This window comes from Halobacillus sp. B29, assembly GCF_052246755.1.
Lineage (GTDB): Bacteria > Bacillota > Bacilli > Bacillales > Halobacillaceae > Halobacillus > Halobacillus halophilus.
In genome coordinates, this window is sequence record NZ_JBQQCM010000004.1 from 86,176 (window position 1) to 107,783 (window position 21,608).

A 21,608-nucleotide genomic window follows, 5' to 3' on the forward strand; every position below is an offset into this window, starting at 1 on the left:
TTAATGGGTATCTTCCCATGCTTCTACTTTTTTAATCTGACCGTCTTCCATATCCACAATTTTAAACTGTAATTTGTCTTCCGCTACAATGGTGCCTTCCCTTGCTTCATAATCGCGGGTATAAATCCAACCGGAAATCGTATCAATATCTTCGTGGTCTAAGTCTAATTCAAAAAATTCGTTGATATCCTGAATGGATGTTTTCCCTTCCAAAAGGAAGTGACCATTCTTCAGTCGTTTAATTTCACGCTCTTCTTCATGATCAAATTCATCCCGAATTTCTCCAACGATTTCTTCCAGAATATCCTCTACCGTCACGATGCCGGAAGTTCCGCCATACTCATCCATCAGGACAACCATATGTGTGCGAGCCTTCTGCATTTTCACAAGCAGGTCATGAATCGGTACATTTTCAAACACTTTCATTACCGGTCTAATAAAGGACCGGAGTGACCCCTGCTCCTGGACATCTTCATAAAAGAATTCTTTCATATGGATAATTCCGATTACCTGATCCTTATCCCCTTCTACAACAGGGTAGCGGGTGTATCGCTCCTGTTTCATCTCGCGCAAAACATTTTTAATAGAATGATTAACATCGATCACAGCCATTTCAGTACGTGGAATCATAATTTCTTTAGCCGTCCGGTTATCGAACTCAAAAATACGATCCACATAGGTATATTCGGAACGGTTGATCTCTCCTTTTTGATAGCTTTGCGTTAAAATATGTCTTAATTCATCTTCTGAATGGACTTCCTCAGACTCATTTGCCGTTTGAAAACCAAATAAGCGAACAAGTATATTTGCAGACCCGTTTAGCAGCCAGATCAGCGGATACATAAGTTTGCTGTACAGCATCAAAGGTCTGGCAAGAAGAAGTGTTATCGCTTCAGCCTTCTGTATGGCAACTGTCTTAGGAGCAAGTTCTCCTAGCACGACATGCAGAAATGTAATGATGAAGAAAGATATAGCAAAGGAAATGGTATGAGTGATCCCGGATGGTAAATTAAAATTACCAATTAAAGGATCGAGCAGGATCACAAGCGTTGGCTCCCCAAGCCACCCGAGTCCTAAAGCGGTAATCGTAATGCCCAACTGACAGGCGGACAAATAATAATCAAGATTGTTCAACACACGCAGCGAACTTTTGGCTTTTTTATTGCCTTCTGCAGCCTTTGCCTCTACACGTGTCTTTCGAACTTTTACGATCGCAAATTCACTGGCCACAAAAAAAGCTGTGAGGATGATCAAAACAGCTACCGCTAATAGTTTAATCGTCGATTCCATAATGCAACTCTCCCTGTTCTATGTACTGGAGGTAAAAACCTCCATCTGTTTCTTAGGAGAAACGAGCGTCCACTTCCTGACAAACTTCATCCGCAGTCTTCCCATGAGCATCAATAACAGAAGCTTTGGTTTCGGCATCCATGATACCCATTACGTTGCGGTCCTGCCCGGAAATAACACAACAGTCACAGCTCGCCGCATCCTCCTGTTTTTTCATCTCAACCAATTCATACCCTTTTTGCTGAAGAGCTGAACGTATATCACTTAGATTTTCTTCAATACCTATTCTTTTCATCACCATCCACCTCCCTGCTTTGTTTTAACAAGCATCTATTAGTGTTTACTGAAGGAAGGTGGGTATGCATCCATTTCGTTTACAGTCCTCTCATATGAGCTTCAACCAAATTCACTCCTACAAGCATTGCCTCTTCTTTTGGATTTAGCGCCGATTGGTGCAGCCCGGCTTCTGATTCCACTCCAAGCCAAAACATAAATCCTGGAATTTCCTTCAGCATGTAGCCGAAGTCTTCACCTGTCATAGCCATACTTGCATCTTTAAACTCGTAAGTAGAGCTATCTACCGTGTGTTTGAAGCTCTGGACAGCTTCTGTATCATTAAAGACTTGATAATAATTGGAGCCGTAGTGAATAGAAATGTGGCAGTCGTTGCTTATTTCAAATCCTTTGGCCAGTTTTTCAATGTCCGATTTGACTTGATCCATCGATTCAGGTGTCAGGGTACGGATCGTTCCTTCGAGTCTCGCTTCCTGAGCAATAATATTTTGCACGGTTCCAGCTTCCATTTTACCTATTGTTATCACCGCGCTGTCGAGCGGGTCTACGCGACGGGCAACGATTTGTTGAAGGTGAGTGACAAATGAACTGCCTGCAACGACCATATCCTTCGCCATATGAGGAAAAGCAGCGTGACCCCCAACGCCTTTAAAATCGATAAATAATTCACTTGTATTCGCAAAAAGCAATCCGGGTTTCGTGGATACCGATCCTACCGGGAGCTCTGGAGCAATATGCAGCCCAAATATGGTATCGGGTTTATGCTGCCTTAGAAAATCAGCCTGAAGCATAGGCTCTGCCCCTCCCGGACCTTCTTCTGCCGGTTGGAACAAAAAGACCACATGATGATCAGCCGGATCTGATGCAAGCCTCGTCAAGGCACCTAAAGCAATCGTCATATGAAAATCATGACCGCAGGCGTGCATCCTTCCTTGATGAACGGAACGGAAGTCCAAGCCTGTTTCTTCATTTAAAGGTAAACCATCAATGTCTGCACGATAGCCGATCGTTTTCTCCCCTCTCTTTCCATCCACTTTGACAAATATTCCAGTTCTCCACGTTTCAATGGTCAGAGCCTCCTGAGGAAGCTGCTTAATATAGTCCAATAAGAATGTCTGTGTTTTTTTTTCTTGAAATCCAAGCTCAGGAATCTGATGCAAATTTCGTCTTACTTCAATTAATTTATCCAATTCCACTGGGGAACCTCCTTATAAGAAAGGCCTTGCTGCTTCAGCAAGGCCTCATTCATACTTATTGATCTAATTTACGAAGTTCTTGTTTAATTTCAGTTTTTGATTTGGTCTGGTCGTCGATATCTTTAATTTTCTTAGCTGGCGTTCCTGCAACAAGTGTATTAGGTTCAACGTCAGCGGTAACGATCGATCCGGCTGCTACAACAGCACCTTCACCGACCGTGACGCCTTCAAGAATTACAGCATTCGCTCCGATAACCACACCATCTTCAATGACAACAGGACTCGCGGAAGGAGGCTCAATAACCCCGGCTAGTACAGCACCCGCTCCGATATGGCAATTTTTACCTACCGTAGCACGGCCTCCAAGTACGACGTTCATATCAATCATGGTGCCTTCCCCGACAACAGATCCGATATTAATCATAGCACCAAGCATAATCACGGCTCCGTCTCCAATTTCTACCTGGTCACGGATAATAGCGCCTGGTTCAATACGCGCGTTCACTTTTTTCAAATCAAGAAGTGGAATGGCTGAATTACGTCGATCATTCTCAATGACATAATCATTAATCTGACTGCTGTATTTTTCAAGTAGAGGCTGGATTACTTTCCACTCTCCAAAAATGACGCCCGATTGCCCGGAGACAAAATCTTGTACTTGCTCTCCAAAATCGAGGCTTTCAAGCTGATCCCCTTTTAAATATACTTTCACAGGTGTTGATTTTTCACTGTTTGAAATAAATGAAATAATTTCATTAGCATCCATTTGATTCAAGTTAAACTCCTCCTTTTATGTAATTCTTTCACCCTTTACTTTATCAAAGCGACAAGGATGATATCAAACTTCTTTTTTTGGAAGTCGCAAAATCAATAAAAAACTAATGACTGCCAGTATAAGGATTCCTATATATACCACATGCAACCCTGAAGTTAGTCCTGATTGTAACACTTCCAGGGCGCGTTTGCCTAACTCATTTCTCCCGCTTTCCCGTAAAAGTAAATTCGTGGAATCCACGGTGAATTGATCTGGTAAACCCGACTGTTCAATGGCTGCATTAATACGGCTGTTCAAGAGTCCTCCGAGCAAGGCGGCACCTATCGCACTGCCTATAGTCCGCATAAACATATTCGTTGCTGTCGCTATCCCTCTCGTCTTCCAATCTACCGTGTTTTGAATAGAGACGATAAAGGAGGTTGAGGAGAGCCCCATGCCTATTCCAATGAACAGAGAACCAATGGCTGCAAATAATGGACCTTTATCAGGCGTTAATATGGAAAATAATGAAGCTCCTATAATTAGAGATACTCCGCCGAGGATAGAAGTTGGACGAAAGCCTATTCTGAGCACAAGCCTTCCGGCAAGGGTGGAAGCAATAGGCCAGCCGATCGACATAGCCGTTAAGGTGAAACCAGCCACAGTGGCTGACTGCTCCATGACTCCCTGTACAAACGCCGGAAGATAACTCGTAACCCCCATAAGTATCATACCTGTCGTGAGAGAGGTTAAATTCGCATAGCGGATGGACTGGTACTTCCAAATATGAAAAGGCATCATCGGCTCGCGTGCTTTTCTTTCCACAAGATAGAAAATAATAAAGCTGATAATAGATGCCATTAATAAAGCAAACATAGCCCATGATTTCCATGGAATGCCTACTCCCCCCTCAACCAGGATAATCATGAGGGTACTGATCGTAATGACCACCCAGAAAGAACCAGCCACATCAATGGGTCTTTTTTCTTCAGAAACATCTTCATGGAAGAAAAAAATGACACCAAGTAAAGCCAACAGCCCGAGCGGAACGTTCATCCAAAAAACATAAGGCCAACTGAGCACATCTACAAAAAATCCGCCCAGAGCTGGACCTGTCACAGCTGAAATCCCCCATACACTGGACAGGTAACCTTGGATTTTCGCTCGTTCTTCTTTTGTATAAATATCTCCAACGATGGTTGTCGCTATCGGCATTAAGGCTCCAGCCCCAAACCCTTGAATTAATCGGGCTACAATTAATACTTCCATAGAAGGTGAAAGCGCAGAGGTCACAGCCCCGATTAAAAATAAGCTGATTCCCATCATAAAAATCGGTTTTCGGCCAAATATGTCAGATAAGCGTCCAAACAATAATACTGTCGCAGCATTTGTTAGTAAATAAGCTGAAAATACCCAGCTATATAAACTAAATCCCCCGAGATCAGCCACAATGCTCGGCATGGCTGTCGACACGATCGTTGCTTCGATAGCAGCCAGAAACATAGCCATCATAATGGAAGCTAATACGAGACCACGATTTCTTCTCTTTTTCTTTGTCATACGGACATCCACCTTTAAAACCATACGCTAGATTAAATATTGCTAAAGTAATGAAAGAGTCCACTTCATCGTACGTTTTTTGTAAGACTCTATTTTTTTGATTTTAATAAAATGTCTATTAAGCTATAGAGCCGGATTGTGGAAGACTCGACTTCGAGATAATCCGGGGTCCGTTACTTAATAGGTATAGGGTTGGTGGGGAAATAACTCGTCTTGTTCCATCACCCAGACACTCGAGACATAAGCCGTTCATCAACGGACGGCAAGACCACCGTCCTTTTGATGCTCGGCTTATGCTGTTCGTGTCTATCGGGGTGATTCCACATTTGGACACTTTCCTATGGGGGAACGGTGAGCTTTCTCGCTCGTTTCACTCCCTGCGGGATCTCACCTAGTCCCTTCTCCCATGGGAGTCTCGTCATTTCCCCACCAACCCAGCCGAATAAGAATAACGGCCACTTTTATAAGAGAGAATGCTCTCCTTCTTAATCGGTCCTAAATGCTTTTATGACAGGCTATTTTACATCGTTATAGCATAAGAACAGCCTCATGAGCACATGCATTTTTCTCCTTCACTCGTTGATGTCTTGAAGGGTTTCGAGTTTTTGATTTGGCCAGGTCCGGAGGGGGACGATGAAGACTTCTGCGGGATGAACATGATCGGTGAGATCCCGCAGGGCTGTTAAGCCCGAGGAAGCTCAGCACATGCCCGCGAAAAGCGAAATCGTCCCCCGCAGGACCAAATTCTCACAAAAGCCTCGAAACCGAGTCTTCAAGTATTGGGAGCTTTATTGGTAAATAATCTCGTAGATTTTCCTGACCCGAACCATAAAAAAATAGAGGGCACCGGTGTGATGCCCTCTATTTTATCATAGCTGTTATCTATAGTCTTTTGTTTAAGTCCATTTAAATGTCTCGTGATAATGCTTACTAAACTGTTTCAGAATGGTGCGCCGGGTAACAATTCCATCAAATTCACCATCATCATCAATTACACAGACGAAAGGAAAATCAATTAACTTATGCAAAGCGTCAATCATACTGTCTTCATGATGGAGATATGGAAAATCCTTATCCATCACTTCTTTTACTTGAATATCAGATAAACGGTGTAATTCAAATTCTTCAATGCCTAGGGTTTCTTCTAAAATCTTCGACTTACTGATGACCCCTTTAAACTTAAAGGTCGGATCTAAAACAGGAATAGAAGAATAGCCGGTCTTTACCAGTACCAGCAAAGCGTGTTCCAACGGATTGCCGACTTGGACATGAGCTACTTTTTCAGAAGAAATCATTAACTCGGATACTTTTGGAATAACTAATGCTTCTTTTTCTAAACTTACCATAAACTTGTTCTCTCCTTTTTCTCTTGCAACTGAAGGAGCAGAAAGACGCTTTGGTTAACCAGTAAATATAGTAACATACATCTGGATAAATCTCGACCTGCAAATTCCGACAAACCTTTTTCTGAAGGGTTTTCAGTCTATTTTTTATACCCCATATCTATCTTTATATAAACCTTGTTGTTTATTAAATATTCACGAAGGCGTATAATAAAAAGCAACATGAATTTATTGGGGCTGAGAAACTAATGATGACGCACACGTTTTCAAGACGCGAAGAAATAGCGAACGCCATTACGCATGGGATTGGTGCTGTATTAAGTGTGGGTATGCTGGTGATGCTGGTCGTATTTGCAAGCCTGGAAGGAAACGCCTGGCATGTGGTGTCCGTTTCTATATACGGGGTTACCATGCTTGTGCTTTTCGTTTCTTCTACCCTTGTGCATAGTTTTCCAGCTGGGAAAATGAAAGACTTATTCGAGATTTTCGATCATTCAGCTATCTATTTGTTTATTGCAGGGACCTATACCCCGATTCTACTCGTTCCACTGCGTGGTTCCTTAGGATGGACACTGTTTGGAATTATATGGGGAATGGCTATATTAGGGATCATTTTCAAAGTCTTTTTTGTAAAACGTTTTGTCGTTCTTTCTACACTATTCTATGTACTAATGGGATGGCTTCTTATTATTGCGTGGGGGCCGTTAACCACTGAAGTGCCGGCAGCAGGGATAACTTACCTGATCCTTGGGGGTGTGATGTATTCCATCGGTTCAATCTTTTATGTATGGAGAAGCTTTACGTACCACCATATGGTTTGGCATTTATTTGTGCTTGGTGGCTCTATTTTCCATTTCTTCACTATTTTCTTCTATGTAATTTAATTACACAAAGAAACCGCTGCAGCGTGCAGCGGTTTCTTTAATAATTTTTTTAATCTACCAGTTAAAATGGAAATTTATTCAGCCACTGACCTCCGTCCAACGTGACGACTTCTCCGTTCATGTAAGCGGCTTCATCAGAGAGTATAAAACGAGCGAGACCCGCAATTTCTTCTGGCTGTCCAACCCGTCCAAGAGGAACAGATTTCAACGTTCGTTCCGTCGCTTCTTCGGATTGAAACAATCGTTCTGCTCCCCCTGTCCGTTCAATCGGGCCCGGAGCAATGGCATTAGCTCTGATTCCATACTTACTTCCCCACTCGACAGCAAGCGTTCTCGTCATAGCAAGCACTCCAGCTTTTGCCGATGCAGAATGAATAACACCAGCTCCTGCACCCCATGCATATGTAGCGACCATGTTTAAAATAGAACCTTTGATTTGGTTTTCTATCCAATAGTTACCAACGGCCTGACTGCAGTAGAACGTTCCATTTAATACAATATTGATGACCGAATTCCATCCGTTTGGGGATAGTTTTTCTGCAGGTACAATAAAATTACCGGCTGCGTTATTAACCAAATGGTCAATTCTACCAAATGCATCCACGGTTTCATTAACCATTCTCTTTGTGTCTTCCACTTCCCTTACATCCATAGCAATTAGAAGAAGATGGTCTCCATTTTCTCCAGCGATCTGCTTTTTTGCTTCCTCCAATCGCTCCTGGGACCGTCCTGTAATCGCGACTTTAGCACCTTCTTCAAGAAATCTTTTAGCCATATAGAGCCCCATACCACTCGAGCCCCCTGTAATAATGACCACCTGATTATTCATTTCATCATCCTCCTATCTCTCTATATATTTACATTCCACAAAAAAAAATGAATTCCTGTTCATTTTTTAAAAAATATTAAAAAGGAGGAGAATCTTCCTAAGTTTGAATAAAGATTTTCGTGGTATAATGACCAAAGAATTCAGGGGAGAGGACTTTCTATGAAATTAACCAGGCGCAAGTTCATTAAGAATATGGTGCGCAGTATTCTTGGATTTCTAGGTTTAAGTGGACTGAGCTACTATTATGCCAAGTATATAGAACCTGATTTATTAACCGTAAAAAAGTTCAGCATTAACCATTCGAAGATTCCCAAAAGCTTTCATAACGTCGATATCCTTCAATTCTCCGATACACACATCGGATTTCATTATGATTTAAATAAATTCGAGCAGCTGGTCGAAACCATAAATCAAAGAAAACCGGATTTAATTTTATTTACCGGGGATTTAGTAGATGAACCGCAGACCTACTCCTTTACGGATCGGCTGCCAGCCTTATTAAACCGATTAGAAGCTCCACTCGGAAAGTACTGGATTTATGGCAACCATGACCACGGTGGATACGGTACAGAGAAAATTTATGAAGTTATGTCACGCGGAGGGTTCACCCTGCTTCAAAATGAACACACGTCGATTCAGAAAGACGGCGAAGCGTTTACCCTTGCCGGACTGGATGACGTAATGCTTGGACGTCCAGACATAGAAGAGACCCTGGCCCAACATAACGAAAACAGTTTCACGCTTTTTCTAGCCCATGAACCTGACATAGCTGACCAAGTCCAGCGGTACGGGGTAGATGTTCAGTTATCTGGTCACAGTCACGGCGGACAAGTACAGCTCCCTATCTACGGCTACCTGGTTACACCTCCTTTAGCTGAAAAATATGTAGAGGGTCATTATCGTCTCCCGGATGGAATGGATTTATTTGTAAGCCGAGGTTTGGGTACTACACGGATGCCTTACCGTTTTCTCTGTCGCCCGGAATTGTCGATCTTCCGCTTAAAATCACCAGAAATCTAACTATTTTGTGACAGCGAGCACTGGATGACTGCCTGTCGGAAAGCAGTGGTACACTTAGAGAAGAGAGAAAAGTAAATTGGGGGATTTACATGAAACGAAGAACTATATGGGTACTCGGTTTGGCAGTTTTACTTCTGACAGCATGCGGGTCCCCAATCGAAACAAATATGTCCAGGGATGTGAATTCCCTTGAAGCGGTAAATCAGGATGGTGAACAAGTCACTCTGCCGGAAGACTACAGCGGTGAATACTGGATTGCTGATTTTATTTTTACAAGTTGTGAGACGGTATGTCCGCCGATGACCGGAAATATGTCCCGTTTACAGCAGGAGCTTGACCAGGAAGGGATGGAAATACCGCTCGTTTCTATGAGTGTAGACCCTGAGACAGATACTCCTGAGAAAATGAAGTCGTTTGCTGAACCCTATCAGCCTGATTTCAGCCATTGGAATTTTCTTACGGGTTATTCGTTCCAAGAGGTAAAAGAATTTTCGATTAAGTCTTTTCAATCTCCAGTTAAACAGCTGGAGAACTCCAACCAGGTTGCTCACGGAACCAGTTTTTACCTGGTTACTCCAGAAGGAGAAGTAATTAAAAGTTATAACGGTACAGAAGCTGGAAGTGTGGATCAGATTATTGAAGATTTGCAAACATTAAAACAAAATCAATAGAAGTCTAATGAAACATTACGCAGATCATTAAAGAAAAGCTCCCATTACTTGTAGACTTGAATTCGAGATATTTTTGGTTCGTTACTTCATATAGAGAAGGGGTGGCTGCAGAAACAACTCGCTTTCCTGCGGGGGAACTGGCAAGCCTCCTCAGTCGCTACCACTCCTTGTGGGGTCTCGCCTAGCTCCTTCTCCCGCGGGAGTCTCGTCGTTTATTCCGCCACCCCAACGGTATCTAGTGAACGAACCCTGCTACAGCAGACAAGAATTGTACTTCATCTGCCTCAAATTCGGTCGCTACGCGTAAACAACCATTAAAACTCAGGGTGGAGAATACATGATTCTTGTTCATTAGAAGGAGATGTTGCAGAGACGTTCGAACTCTCCATGAACGCAAAGGGGCGGAAGGGAACGGCGAAGACTCCTGCGGGATGAACATGATCGGTGAGATCCCGCAGGGCTGTTAAGCCCGAGGAAGCTCACCACATGGGATGTTCGACTAAGACCGCCACGTCCTGTGGCAACGTCGAACGACCCTGCGTCGTGCAGGGCCGCGGAAAGCGAGCCGTTCCCTGGAGCCCCTTTCTCCACACAATATCTCGAAGTCGAGTCTTACAGTAACCGGACCTATTGTGTAAGAAGTTTCTTAGTATACGAAGCATGTTGTTTCACATCTTCCATAAAATTAAATGTAAATTTTTTGCAATTATAACAAAAAACACATATGATAGATTTACACAATTGGATAGAAAGGAGAAATGTTATGAAGAATTATGCTCTCTCAAACAGAGAATTGGCCGAATCCCTGTTTATTGTTAACCGACACGCTAAAACGGCACCCGAACCTAAACACTTATATGATATAAAAAAATATACAATTGATAAACTTCTGCAGGAAAGCCGCGCTAAAAAAATTGGACTCCATTTCTCAGATCACCCTAAGCTAAGCCAGCAACATTCCACCCTCCTCATTGAAATTGCCGGGTACTACTTTCATATTCCAGCGAACAAACAGGATTTCGACCAGTTAGAGCACCTGGGTAAAGTCGACCAGTCGTACAGAAATCCAAAACCAAAATTGTCCCTGTCCAAAGCCAAGCGAATACTTTATCGCTATTTGAATTGGGAACAGCCTGTGAAGAAGCAGCCAGCCTACGCCTCTCAGTCCCGTCCTGCTTCCAGTTTTCTTGGCCAGCGTGATGTATCCCCGTGGAACCAAAGACGCCGTAAGCATAATTAATTTTACGGGATGTTCTGAACCATGTTTTACCGCTTGAATAATAAGGAAATAGAGGTTGTAGAGGAGGATGATACAAATGAGTACTGATATGCTGGAAGATTTCCAATATCATCTAAAGAAATACATGGAATACACAACAGAAATGCGTGCTGCTTTTGAACACCTGTCGGAGCATCAGCAAAAAATCATTGTGGAAGCGTCCCCTACCAAAACCGGACCTGAAACATTATCCAAGCAGGCATATGCCTGGCACGATGAACTTTACAAACGGTTGAATATCGAAAAATAATGGAAAAAAGCCGCTGGGATTCAGCGGCTTTTTTCCATTATAAGATATAGTGATCGATCCATTTGACCAGTTCAAGAATTTCAGGTTTGGATACTTGAGCCTCCGCTCCGACCTTTTCCCCTTTGTGGCGAAGATCATTTGTAATTAAAGAAGAAAAAATGATAACCGGCAGAGCCGTCATCTCTTCACTTTCTTTAATGATTTTCGTCAGATGATGCCCATCCATCTGCGGCATTTCAATGTCCGTGATGACCAACTGATATTCTTCTTCTATCGCTTTCCCTTCATCCACCAGCTGCTTAAGATGATCGAGAGCTTCTTTTCCATCCTCGAATACAACAGTCTGATCATAACCCGCTTCTTCAAGTGTCTCCTGTAACAGCGCCCGAAGAAGGCTGGAGTCTTCAACGACCATAATCCTTTTTTCGGATCTCTCCCTTTCCCCAAGGTTCCGTAACTGTTCCTTAGTGATACTGGACTCAGGACTAATATCAGCGGCCACTTTTTCAAAATCCAAAAGCAGCAGCATGTCGCCCTCCATTTTTACAATGCCTGTAATTTTCGTTTCCAGCCCTTGATACATTTTTTTCGGTTTCTCCATATGTTCCCATGAGATCCGGTGAATTCGTGTGACCATATGCACATGAAAAGCAATTTTCATTTGATTAAACTCCGCTAGAATGAATTTATCCTGAGCAGGTTGAGCTGAAGGGTCAAAGCCCAGAGCATGAGCAGTATCAACCACAGGCACGACTTCCCCTCTTATTTCTATAATTCCTTCCACAGAAGGATGAGAGTGAGGAATATGAGTAATAGGCTGCGGGTTAAGGATCTCTTTTACTTTAATTACGTTGATACCGAATCGATTGGATCCAATGCCGAATTCCACGATTTCCAGCTCATTTGTTCCACTTTCCAGGAGTACGCCTTGCTGATTTTCCATAGGTTATCGTCCTTCCTATCTTCGTTCATTCTCTCTATATATCGCCTTAAGGAACTCCTTATTCAACAGGATAGAACCATAAAAAAACACCCTCTCAGAGAGGGTGTTCTAACTATCATTTCTGATGACTAAATAGACGATGAGACCTATGACAGGGAAAAACAAGGTGCCGAGTAAAACCATTATGGCAAACTCAGGACTCCTCCCTTTCCTTCGTAAGTCACGTTAGGACCATATACTCGTTACGATATGTAAAACCAATAAAAGCAGACCAAATAAAAGAAAGGTGAACAGAAGCATCAGGTTAAATTCCATCATCATGGTGTATTCCCCCTTCTGTAAGCTTTACGAATTGTAAAGGCAGAAGGTTTCGGTAAACTACGCAGCCTGTTTTTTCGCTCTCTCTCTCAGATGAGTCCATGTTTTTTTGCACATTTTAAGTAGTACGTACATGACTCCATAGCTGCTGACCGCAAGCAGACAAATAGACCAGTAGTAATCCGGAAGTGTCGACTGCTCCTGACTCATTGCATATCTGTCCACGAGCTGTAAAAACGCAATCGTAATTAAGCTGCTTGTAAAATAGCTCGCAAAGGTGTTCCAGTTTTTTACCATCATCCATTCAATGATGGGACGAGAGACCCACATCAAGGACATAACCAGGACAACAACTAGAAAAAACTGTATATGCTCCGGTTTAAAGCCGACCATACGAATCACATCATCATTTAACATCGCAATTACATGATCCAGTACAGCATAATCTATCCACTTCTCCATACAAAGCATCTCCCCGTGTTCATGATACAACCATTATGAACATATCCCACGGAGAATAAACTTAAGAAGATAGCAGTCCTTTGTTCTTTGCCCACTTTAATCCTTCTCTTTTGGTCAAAGGCCGGAAAGATTCTGACTCCAATAATTGGACTACGGCATCCGTATCTGTTTTACTATATTCTCGAAGCGCCCAGCCTATAGCTTTTTCGATAAAAAACTCTTTCTCATCCTTCAGCTGACGTGCTGTCTCGAATAATAACTCCTTATCTGTCTGCTCTTTATACTTTAATTGATGAAGCATGCTGGAGCGTCTTACCCAAAGGTTGCTGGAATGGCTCCAGTTCTGAGTGATGGGTCTTAGTCGTTCAGGATAACGCTTAAAATATCCACCGCATAAATTGGACGCTATCATATCCACGGTATCCCACCATGAGGCGGTCATCATCAGCTCCTTATACACCGCGATGGAAGATGGAACGGCATTCTTCAGTCCTTTCTCCAATAATCCAAGAGCGGCGTAGTGGCATTCCCTTCCTGCTTCCTGAAATAACAGGATAGCTGCATCCAACCGTTCAGTTTCCGATATAGAGCTGAATTCTTTAAATATTGGACGCAGAATAGCTGTACGCTCCGGACTGTTAATACCATAGAACGAAAAATGATTTTTCATGTAAGCTTCCATGGCCGGCCTGTGCTCTTCATTTTGGTTTTCTTGAAACGCATGAATAATTGTGGTCTTGATTTGTTCACTTTTTTTCACACAGGTCTTCCTTTCTCTAATTTTGTAAAAAAGCCGCTAATTGATCCGCCTGACTTTGCGCTTCCTCGTATCCTTGAGTGTACAACTGGTGAAGACGATCCCGGTTCCTTTCAATGCGGCTGACCTGAAGTGGCTTCATTGGCCGGAGTACAAAGGCTTCCCCCGATTGTTCCATCCGCTTCACTTCATTCAATCTCTCATTATAACGTTCGTGGCGGTTAATCAAAGATTTAGCGAACATCGGAAACTGTCTATATTTCCGGTTAAAATACCAGCCCAATTTCATCTTTCCTTTTAAGTAACCGTCATTCCTAGTTAACACGAATACATGTTTAGCGTTTCCATGCTTAATCGAAGGGCCAACGGGAATCGGATCTGAAATACCTCCATCCATCAATTGTTTTCCTTCATACATAATGCTCGGTGCAATCAAGGGAAGGGAACTCGAAGCACGCATCACTTTCAACAAACTTTCCCTCGTGGGGAAATGATCATAAAAAAGGGGCTCTCCGGTTTCAAGATTCGTGGTTCCTACTACAAAATCAGCCTTCTTTGATTGAAACGATTCATAATCAAACGGAACCAGATCATTCGGAAGTTTATCAAAAATAAAATCCATTCCAAATAACTGACGTTTCGTAAACATTCGTTTATAGGATATGTACTCGGGATGATCCCCGTATTCAACCATGACTTCATAATTTCTGCCTCTCTGTCCAGCCACATAGGAGCTTCCATTGCAGGCACCTGCTGAAGCACCTACCACAAATGGGAATTGGATTCCTTCGTCATGAAAGAAATCCAGAACACCTGCCGTATAAGCTCCCCTCATGCCTCCGCCTTCTAAAACTAAACCCGTATCTTTCATCGATGGACCTCCTTTGTGCTTGTACCCCTCATTATACCAGTGGAATGCCAATTTAAAATCATCCTGCCTACCTGTAGCTTTATATCTTCTTACATCTTACTAAAAAAGGCTCTGTTAAAGTTTATTGTTGATTTTTCATAAGAGGCTTATTACGCAATAGGGCCGTTTAGTTGAAGACTCAGTTTTGAGATAATCTGAGTCCGTTTCCAATAATTTAATGATGGTGGCTGCGGAAACAACTCGGTTTCCTGCGGCCCTACACGACGTAGGGCTGGAAAGCGAATCGTCCCCCGCAGGACCTTCCCTCACTTCCAATATCTCGAAACTGAGTCTTCAAGTAACGGGAGCTTAACCTAAAAAACACACGGAAGTTTAACAAGCCAAAAACTAAAAAAGCAGCCCTCTGGTATGCGGCTGCTTTTCTCATATGGTATCATCAGTTAACATAAGAGGATTCAAGTTTCTTTGTGTGTTTTTCATCTATTAGTTCTTCAATTTTATCAATGGCTTTCTGATCTTCTAAAAGCTGTTGTTTATTTTGAGCGACTAATTCTTCAAAAGAGATTCTGCTCATTCTCATAACAATCAAACTCCTTTCTATTAAACTACAATCAAATTATAACAAAATTCTACAGAGAAACTATCGAAATTGTTTGAACATTTTGTTAAATATATGTAAAGAGGTGCTCAGCAATGGAACAATATATCAATCCCCGCCTAAACGATATCCAAATATCAGGGATTCGCCGCTTTTTTAATATGGTGAACCAATATGATGATGTCATATCCCTTACAATTGGCCAGCCAGATTTTTATACACCTGATCATATTAAGCAGGCCGCCGTCAATGCGATCCAGCAGAACAGGACGACTTATACTCCGAATGCTGGAATTCTTGAGCTAAGACGGGCCATCGAACAATATGTATCCGAAAAATATGAATTATCCTATCAAGCCGAGGAAGAAATAATCGTGACAGTCGGAGCATCCCAGGCGATTGATGCCACACTTCGAACTATTCTTACCCCAGGAGACGAAGTTATTTTACCAGGTCCTGTTTACCCTGGATATGAACCTTTGATTAAACTTGCGGGAGCCACCCCCTTGTATGTAGATACGAGAGAGCATGATTTTAAACTTACAGCTAAGCAGCTTGAACAATCCATAACATCAAAAACGAAAGCCGTTATCCTTCCCTATCCATCTAATCCTACGGGAGTTTCGTTGACGGAAAGTGAGTTAAGTGGAATTGCAGATGTATTGAAGAAGTATAAACTGTTCGGATTGGCCGATGAAATTTATAGTGAACTGGTTTATACAGGGAATCATACATCCATCGCCCAGTTTTCGGGTGTTCGGGATCACATCATTGTAATTAACGGTATTTCCAAGTCCCATGCCATGACCGGGTGGAGAATTGGATTTTTACTTGCTCCCGCCTGGCTTGCCAAGCACATCTTAAAAGTACATCAGTACAATGTTTCCTGCCCGACTTCGATCAGCCAGTATGCAGCGCTCGAAGCATTGACTAATGGAAAAGAAGATCCCTCCTTTATGAAGGAAGAGTATAAAGAACGAAGGGATTATGTAATGAGACGGTTAACTGGAATGGGACTTGACTACGTCGTGCCTGACGGAGCCTTTTATATCTTCCCTAAGTTTCCTTTAGATGGGATGACGAGTTTTGAAAAAGCCGTCCAGCTTTTAGAAGAGTGCCGTCTTGCCTTGGTTCCTGGGGATGCATTTTCTACTTACGGCGAAGGGTACATGCGACTATCGTATGCATATAGTCAGGACACCCTCAAAAAAGGACTGGACAGACTGGAAGCTTTTCTGGCCGGTTAAAAAAAGCCTGCAGCTTGAGCTGCAGGCTTTTACTTATTAGCTTTATGTTTAATTTGATTGAGGACAGCATCTAACTCCTGGCTGATTTTAACTGACTCTTCACTGGAAAAACCTTTTTCTAACGCAACTTCAGTCATCCGTTTGCGTAGTGCTTCTATTTTAATGGAAACAGGATCTTCCTTTGATGTAGTCACGATAGTACCTCCTTGACCTTAAGGGCATGTTACAACAAAACAACGGGAAAGAATGTGTGTTCCCCTTGACAGAAAAATTATCTCAATTTTTTTTATATTTGTAAATGTAGTTTCCAAAACTTCTATTCAATCGACAATAATTTTACACATGTAAATTATCTGTTAAATCACTGCTTCCCTGTCTTTTCTTTTAAGTGGGATGTGATAAAATATAAAGGAAGTGAACATTATCTAATCCCATGTTCATGGAGAAAGGAAGATATAAAGTGTCAGAGCAGTCTAAGAACGAATGGCTCGAATGGATTAAGGCCATCGTTGTAGCCATTGCGTTAGCATTCATTTTACGTACTTTTTTCTTTGCCACTTCTATTGTAGAAGGAGCCAGTATGGACCCGACACTTGAAAACGGCGAACGCGTTATGTTCAACAAAATTATTTATTACATTGATGAACCCGAACGGGGAGACATCGTCATTATTGAAAGGCCGGTAAAGAGTTATGTGAAGCGAATTGTAGGTCAGCCGGGAGATACGATTGAAATACGCGATCATACTTTGTTTATAAATGGGAAAGAACAAAATCAGCCCTACCTTAATCAAACAGCGATTCACGCCACCAGAGACTTTGGTAAAGTAGAGGTCCCGGAAGACCACTATTTCGTGATGGGAGATAACCGTTCCATCAGTAAAGACAGCCGTAATGGACTTGGCTTCGTTGAAGAAAGCGAGATTATCGGTCGAACAGAGCTCGTGATTTATCCATTCAATGAGTGGGGTCTAACGAATTAATCAATAAAAAGACGAGTCTGAAAGTTGTCATACACTTCTCAGACTCGTCTTTTTTATTTGACCGAATAAATCTTTTCAGGCAGTTGATGAAGCGTTTCGATTAATAGATCAAGTTTTCCCTCAACGCGGTGCAGTAAATAAAAAGTTACCGCAATTGGGAAACCGACATCTGTAATGAAAGGCAGCCAAGTTTCCACCTCGTTCACCTCCCTTCTGTGACATATTTACAAGAGAAGTTGGTATTACTATATCTGATTAGAAATCCATTTCCTTCAGCCTGTAATCCACGCCATCATTATTTTTTCTTGTGACCGTTAAACGTTCCAAATTACCTAAAGAGCTTATTAAGCTATAGGGCCGGTTACTGTAAGACTCAGTTTCGCGATAAATTGAGTCCGTTTCCAGAAATTTGATGAGGGTGGCTACGGAAACAACTCGCTTTCCTGCGGGGGAACTGGCAAGCCTCCTCGCTCGTTTCACTCCCTGTGGGGTCTCGCCTAGCTCCTTCTCCCGCGGGAGTCTCGTCGTTTCCTTCGCCACCTTATGAATGAAGAGTGAACGGACATTTCTATAGGCGAAAAGGAAAGTTTGATCCACCTCAAATGCTTATATAACGGGATTCATTCAGCTGGATAAGCTCGTTGTTAAAAATGTCTCTCCATCATAAACCAGAGTTTTTCAAACACAATTTCGAGCTCTAGATATCGCAAAGTCCGGAGGGGAACGGGGAGACTCCTGTGGGATAAACATGATCGGTGAGACCCCGGAAAGCGTTAGCTTGAGGAGGCTCAGCACATGGGATGTTCGACTAAGGTCGCCACGTCCTGTGGCAACGTCGAACGACCCTGCGTCGTGCAGGGCCGGAAAGCGAGTCGTTCCCCGCAGGACCTAACTCTCTCACGAGATATCTCGAAACTGAGTCTTCAACAAACGGGAGCTTTAGTGGAAGGTTAGCCCTGTTCTTAAACGGATTTGCTTTTCTTAGAAAGACAGCCGCTATTTATCAAAAATAGCGGCTGTGCTCAATTATTAAATTTCTACATCAAATACATTGCGTTCCACAATGCGCGCTTCTTTTTTAGCGACTAAATCCCCGCCGCTTGTCGTAAAACAGTTCTCCAGCAGGATCGTGTCCATAACGGAATTAATCAGGGCCGGATCTGCCGGCTCAACAGGTTCGTCCAGGGTAAGGGTTACGGTACGGTTTTCTTCGTTTAAGAATTTCAACTCCAGCTTTTTCAAGTTCATTTCTCCTCTTCTATTCTATTTTTTTTTACAAATCAATCAAAATGGAATTATCATTGCGTTCAACCGCATACAATAGATGCTGTTGAAGAGGCGCCATTGCCGTTGCTACACGGTATAACTGATCTTCAGAAGCTGTGATTTTAATGTTGTTGAAAGACTTCGTACGAAAAATTGTGTTCCCTTTCTCATCCTGCCCATTTTCAAGAACGAGTTGAAGCTGTGAACGTACAATTTCAGTGCTTACTGCCATTATGTTTCACCTCCCTTCACTTCTATAATCGAAGGGAAGCTCAAATAGGTGTCAAAAAAAAAGACTCGCCGGATCAGCTTAACCAGCCAGTCCTGCGAGTCTTCTTCTTTCTCTTATATGATATGTCTTTCCAAAGTTAAGTACAGATTACCCTCGATCGAAGATGCACATTCCAATGAGACCTAGTAAAACAACTAAACAAACAATGAACATAACTACTTCAGCCATATCCTCACTCCTTTCCTCTACTCCCATTTTAGCAAAAAATAAATGAATTTGCTGAGTCTATTTTTAGTCGAAATGATCCTATCCATTCATTATAAAAGATTCACTTCCTTAATGAAAAGTAAACTACTAAAATTCATAGGACTGTCATAACTTTTAGACCACTTTGTGAATGATTGCACAAAGTATAGCACCTTAATGATTACTCTAATATACTATTGGTGTAAGCAAGAGATTAGCTAATCATGTGAAATGTTGAACAAACTAAAGGAGTGAGTGTTATGATTAATCAATGGATTCGAAACAATGAGAAAGCAGCCCTTATTTTGACCGTTATTCGTTTTTACTTAGGTTATACGTGGCTCACATCTGGATTAGGAAAAGTGACAGGAGGATTTGAAGTGAATGGCTTCTTAATGGGAGCCATAGGCAAAGCCGAAGGTGCTCATCCTGCGGTTCAAGGATGGTGGGCATTATTCTTGGAACAGATCGCCCTCCCGAACCATGAATTATTCGCATTCCTGGTAATGTGGGGTGAAGTGTTTGCAGGAATTGCACTCATACTTGGTTTATTTACGAATATCGCTGCTCTTGGAGGCATCTTGATGAACTTCGCGTTTCTGTTCAGTGGTACCACCAGCACGAATCCACAGATGGTAATACTGACTGTCTTCTTGTTAGTAGCGGGCGCTAACGCAGGTAAGTACGGACTTGATCGCTGGGTTCTTCCTCACCTTCCTCGAAAAATAGCCTGGCCTAAAAGGAAAACACTGGCCCATTAATCATTATTAAAATATTGTTAAAGTCCTATGGCATATTCCATAGGACTTCTTTCTGTTTAACCTCCTATCCTTTGAGGTATGATTAGATAGAAAATACTTTATAATACATAACTTTTTAATTCGAGAGCAGGGTGAACAGATGGACACAATCATTTATCGCTTCTTCATTTTCTGGTACATATGCGGCGTTATTTTACTTACATTCGACTTACTTCCGCCCTGGCTGGAGTGGGCCAACAGTGTATTTTTAATTACTGCAGGCGTGATTGCCATTATTTATTTTATGCGTATGTACGGGGCAGCTGGAGGCGTGCTTTATAGTTTATTTATTATCGTTGTCAGTATATACGTCGAACACCTAGGAGTAGCTTACAATTTTCTGTTTGGCTCCTATGATTATAACCAGAATTTCGGATTAAAGATCTTCGATACGCCTGTAACCATCGGGTTTGCGTGGATGCTGATTATCGGCTGTTCTCATGAATTGGCGCGGGGGATTACGGAGAAATGGAACGGTTTCTTCCGTTATGTTTCTTTTATTATTACGGGAGGACTTCTCGCTGTTACGATGGATTTAATCCTAGATCCGGTATCGTATAAAGTCAAAGAATATTGGATTTGGCAGGAGCCTGGAGTTTACTACGATATCCCTTTTTCAAATTTCATGGGCTGGTTTATCCTCGCAGCTTTTTTTCACGCCATATTTATACTATGGAGCCCGGCTAGAGTCTCTCATTCTTCCCTTTGGCCGTCCAGGATGTCCCTAACCTTTGGATTAATCATTGGTATGTTCTGTATCATGGCCATCAGCGGAGGACTAGTTGGCGCTCCTGTTCTAGTAGGTTCTCTTGCCGCACTATGGTATATCATTTATTTTTGGAGGAAGAAAGGCTATGCTGAAAGCTAAAAAGAATTCATTCATTGAATGGGGTTTTTCCAGATTTAATCGCTTTTTATTGAAGTCACAGTTTAAGCATATTAATGTATCCTATTCTGCCCTGCCTGATGGGCCTGCTCTATTTTTAATTAATCATTCTACGTGGTGGGACCCATTGATGATTTATCATTTGAATAAAGAGATCATTCAGTCCGACGGGTATGGGATGATGCACGAGGACGGTATCAGGCGCTTTCCCTTTTTCCGCCGGATTGGTGCTTTTTCCATCAACACCAATGATCGCCGCCATCTGCTTCAATCGTTGAATTACAGTAAAGCGCTGCTTGAACAAGGCAGTACAGTGTGGATTTTCCCTCAAGGTGAGGAACAGCACCTGGAAAAACGACCGCTTGAGTTTTTCACAGGTGTTGCCTACATAGCTAAGAAGTGTCCCACCGTCCCTGTCGTTCCGATTTCCATTTACTATTCGTTTGAACATACTAAAAAACCAAACGTCTACATTAAGGTGGGGCAGCCACTGGATCGCGAAACGTATGCTTCTTTAAACAGAAAAGAAATGACGCGTTATTTTGAAGAACGATCCACCGAACAACTGGATCAGCTGCGTGAAACGATTATACAGGAAGATCATCAATCGTTTAGAACCATGTAGCAGAA

At 42.3% G+C, this 21,608-nt stretch carries 27 protein-coding genes and 1 pseudogene; 10 read left to right on the top strand and 18 right to left on the bottom strand.

Annotation, left to right across the window (positions count from 1 at the left end):
* The 6 genes from ACTWP7_RS06645 to cbpB form a co-directional block, all read right to left on the bottom strand.
* Entirely contained in the window at positions 1–1,290 is a 1,290-nt protein-coding gene (locus ACTWP7_RS06645) for a hemolysin family protein (protein WP_443122509.1), read from the bottom strand.
* Between the two features lie 52 nt (positions 1,291–1,342).
* Positions 1,343–1,585, bottom strand: a complete 243-nt coding sequence (locus ACTWP7_RS06650) for a YkuS family protein (protein WP_014643033.1) — start codon at positions 1,583–1,585, stop codon at positions 1,343–1,345.
* 79 nt (positions 1,586–1,664) lie between these two features.
* Entirely contained in the window at positions 1,665–2,780 is a 1,116-nt protein-coding gene (locus ACTWP7_RS06655) for an N-acetyldiaminopimelate deacetylase (RefSeq protein ID WP_443122510.1), read from the bottom strand.
* Positions 2,781–2,835: 55 nt separating this feature from the next.
* Positions 2,836–3,555: a 2,3,4,5-tetrahydropyridine-2,6-dicarboxylate N-acetyltransferase gene (gene dapD / locus ACTWP7_RS06660; protein ID WP_014643031.1), complete on the bottom strand. Its 720-nt coding sequence runs from the start codon at positions 3,553–3,555 to the stop codon at positions 2,836–2,838.
* Between the two features lie 63 nt (positions 3,556–3,618).
* Positions 3,619–5,094, bottom strand: a complete 1,476-nt coding sequence (locus ACTWP7_RS06665) for an MDR family MFS transporter (RefSeq protein ID WP_443122511.1) — start codon at positions 5,092–5,094, stop codon at positions 3,619–3,621.
* A gap of 896 nt (positions 5,095–5,990) precedes the next feature.
* Positions 5,991–6,440, bottom strand: coding sequence for a cyclic-di-AMP-binding protein CbpB (gene cbpB, locus ACTWP7_RS06670; protein WP_443122512.1), 450 nt, complete (start codon positions 6,438–6,440; stop codon positions 5,991–5,993).
* A gap of 245 nt (positions 6,441–6,685) precedes the next feature.
* On the opposite strand from cbpB, the gene trhA reads away from it, so the two are divergent.
* Positions 6,686–7,321 (top strand): PAQR family membrane homeostasis protein TrhA, encoded by a 636-nt coding sequence (gene trhA / locus ACTWP7_RS06675; protein ID WP_014643027.1) that lies wholly within the window; start codon positions 6,686–6,688, stop codon positions 7,319–7,321.
* A 61-nt stretch (positions 7,322–7,382) separates the two neighbouring features.
* Here the strand turns inward: trhA and fadH are convergent, their stop codons facing one another.
* Positions 7,383–8,150 carry a 2,4-dienoyl-CoA reductase gene (fadH, locus tag ACTWP7_RS06680; protein WP_014643026.1) on the bottom strand — a complete coding sequence of 256 codons (768 nt, stop codon included), beginning with the start codon at positions 8,148–8,150 and terminating at the stop codon, positions 7,383–7,385.
* 159 nt (positions 8,151–8,309) lie between these two features.
* Between fadH and ACTWP7_RS06685 the strand changes: the two genes are divergently transcribed.
* The 4 genes from ACTWP7_RS06685 (at position 8,310) to ACTWP7_RS06700 (ending at position 11,370) form a co-directional block, all read left to right on the top strand.
* Positions 8,310–9,170 carry a metallophosphoesterase gene (locus ACTWP7_RS06685; RefSeq protein WP_443122513.1) on the top strand — a complete coding sequence of 287 codons (861 nt, stop codon included), beginning with the start codon at positions 8,310–8,312 and terminating at the stop codon, positions 9,168–9,170.
* 89 nt (positions 9,171–9,259) lie between these two features.
* Positions 9,260–9,841, top strand: a complete 582-nt coding sequence (locus ACTWP7_RS06690; protein ID WP_443122514.1) for an SCO family protein — start codon at positions 9,260–9,262, stop codon at positions 9,839–9,841.
* A gap of 763 nt (positions 9,842–10,604) precedes the next feature.
* On the top strand, positions 10,605–11,081 hold the full coding sequence (locus ACTWP7_RS06695; RefSeq protein ID WP_443122515.1) for a YkyB family protein: 477 nt from the start codon (positions 10,605–10,607) through the stop codon (positions 11,079–11,081).
* A 76-nt stretch (positions 11,082–11,157) separates the two neighbouring features.
* On the top strand, positions 11,158–11,370 hold the full coding sequence (locus tag ACTWP7_RS06700) for a hypothetical protein (RefSeq protein WP_139205846.1): 213 nt from the start codon (positions 11,158–11,160) through the stop codon (positions 11,368–11,370).
* Positions 11,371–11,407: 37 nt separating this feature from the next.
* Here ACTWP7_RS06700 and ACTWP7_RS06705 read toward each other — a convergent pair whose 3' ends face one another.
* The 6 genes and pseudogenes from ACTWP7_RS06705 to ACTWP7_RS06730 all read right to left on the bottom strand — a co-directional run bounded on the left by ACTWP7_RS06705 (position 11,408) and on the right by ACTWP7_RS06730 (position 15,301).
* A complete protein-coding gene (locus tag ACTWP7_RS06705) occupies positions 11,408–12,313 on the bottom strand; it encodes a chemotaxis protein (RefSeq protein WP_443122516.1) in 906 nt (301 codons plus the stop codon).
* Between the two features lie 108 nt (positions 12,314–12,421).
* Positions 12,422–12,520, bottom strand: a pseudogene (locus tag ACTWP7_RS06710) (PLDc N-terminal domain-containing protein); the annotation flags it as partial.
* 171 nt (positions 12,521–12,691) lie between these two features.
* The gene (locus ACTWP7_RS06715) at positions 12,692–13,093 is read right to left on the bottom strand and encodes a hypothetical protein (protein WP_443122517.1); all 402 of its coding nucleotides are present in this window, start codon (positions 13,091–13,093) and stop codon (positions 12,692–12,694) included.
* A 61-nt stretch (positions 13,094–13,154) separates the two neighbouring features.
* A complete protein-coding gene (locus tag ACTWP7_RS06720) occupies positions 13,155–13,853 on the bottom strand; it encodes a DNA alkylation repair protein (RefSeq protein ID WP_443122518.1) in 699 nt (232 codons plus the stop codon).
* 16 nt (positions 13,854–13,869) lie between these two features.
* On the bottom strand, positions 13,870–14,721 hold the full coding sequence (locus ACTWP7_RS06725) for a patatin-like phospholipase family protein (RefSeq protein WP_443122519.1): 852 nt from the start codon (positions 14,719–14,721) through the stop codon (positions 13,870–13,872).
* A gap of 436 nt (positions 14,722–15,157) precedes the next feature.
* Complete coding sequence (locus ACTWP7_RS06730; RefSeq protein WP_014643016.1) at positions 15,158–15,301, bottom strand: FbpB family small basic protein; 144 nt, start codon at positions 15,299–15,301, stop codon at positions 15,158–15,160.
* A 113-nt stretch (positions 15,302–15,414) separates the two neighbouring features.
* Between ACTWP7_RS06730 and ACTWP7_RS06735 the strand changes: the two genes are divergently transcribed.
* Positions 15,415–16,566 (top strand): aminotransferase A, encoded by a 1,152-nt coding sequence (locus tag ACTWP7_RS06735; protein WP_443122520.1) that lies wholly within the window; start codon positions 15,415–15,417, stop codon positions 16,564–16,566.
* A 29-nt stretch (positions 16,567–16,595) separates the two neighbouring features.
* Here ACTWP7_RS06735 and ACTWP7_RS06740 read toward each other — a convergent pair whose 3' ends face one another.
* Positions 16,596–16,760, bottom strand: a complete 165-nt coding sequence (locus ACTWP7_RS06740) for a Spo0E family sporulation regulatory protein-aspartic acid phosphatase (RefSeq protein WP_443122521.1) — start codon at positions 16,758–16,760, stop codon at positions 16,596–16,598.
* Between the two features lie 245 nt (positions 16,761–17,005).
* Between ACTWP7_RS06740 and lepB the strand changes: the two genes are divergently transcribed.
* Positions 17,006–17,548: a signal peptidase I gene (gene lepB, locus ACTWP7_RS06745; protein WP_263622706.1), complete on the top strand. Its 543-nt coding sequence runs from the start codon at positions 17,006–17,008 to the stop codon at positions 17,546–17,548.
* A 53-nt stretch (positions 17,549–17,601) separates the two neighbouring features.
* Here the strand turns inward: lepB and ACTWP7_RS06750 are convergent, their stop codons facing one another.
* The 4 genes from ACTWP7_RS06750 to ACTWP7_RS06765 form a co-directional block, all read right to left on the bottom strand.
* The gene (locus ACTWP7_RS06750) at positions 17,602–17,745 is read right to left on the bottom strand and encodes a YvrJ family protein (protein WP_087946067.1); all 144 of its coding nucleotides are present in this window, start codon (positions 17,743–17,745) and stop codon (positions 17,602–17,604) included.
* 58 nt (positions 17,746–17,803) lie between these two features.
* Entirely contained in the window at positions 17,804–18,028 is a 225-nt protein-coding gene (locus ACTWP7_RS06755) for a hypothetical protein (RefSeq protein WP_443122522.1), read from the bottom strand.
* A 549-nt stretch (positions 18,029–18,577) separates the two neighbouring features.
* Positions 18,578–18,790 carry a DUF2922 domain-containing protein gene (locus ACTWP7_RS06760; protein WP_041601297.1) on the bottom strand — a complete coding sequence of 71 codons (213 nt, stop codon included), beginning with the start codon at positions 18,788–18,790 and terminating at the stop codon, positions 18,578–18,580.
* Between the two features lie 31 nt (positions 18,791–18,821).
* Positions 18,822–19,046: a DUF1659 domain-containing protein gene (locus ACTWP7_RS06765; protein ID WP_014643010.1), complete on the bottom strand. Its 225-nt coding sequence runs from the start codon at positions 19,044–19,046 to the stop codon at positions 18,822–18,824.
* Between the two features lie 506 nt (positions 19,047–19,552).
* Between ACTWP7_RS06765 and ACTWP7_RS06770 the strand changes: the two genes are divergently transcribed.
* The 3 genes from ACTWP7_RS06770 (at position 19,553) to ACTWP7_RS06780 (ending at position 21,603) form a co-directional block, all read left to right on the top strand.
* Entirely contained in the window at positions 19,553–20,053 is a 501-nt protein-coding gene (locus ACTWP7_RS06770; RefSeq protein ID WP_443122523.1) for a DoxX family protein, read from the top strand.
* Positions 20,054–20,192: 139 nt separating this feature from the next.
* Complete coding sequence (locus ACTWP7_RS06775) at positions 20,193–20,960, top strand: carotenoid biosynthesis protein (RefSeq protein ID WP_443122524.1); 768 nt, start codon at positions 20,193–20,195, stop codon at positions 20,958–20,960.
* Entirely contained in the window at positions 20,947–21,603 is a 657-nt protein-coding gene (locus ACTWP7_RS06780) for a lysophospholipid acyltransferase family protein (protein WP_443122525.1), read from the top strand. The genes ACTWP7_RS06775 and ACTWP7_RS06780 overlap by 14 nt, the downstream gene beginning before the upstream one ends.
* Positions 21,604–21,608: the final 5 nt, after the last annotated feature.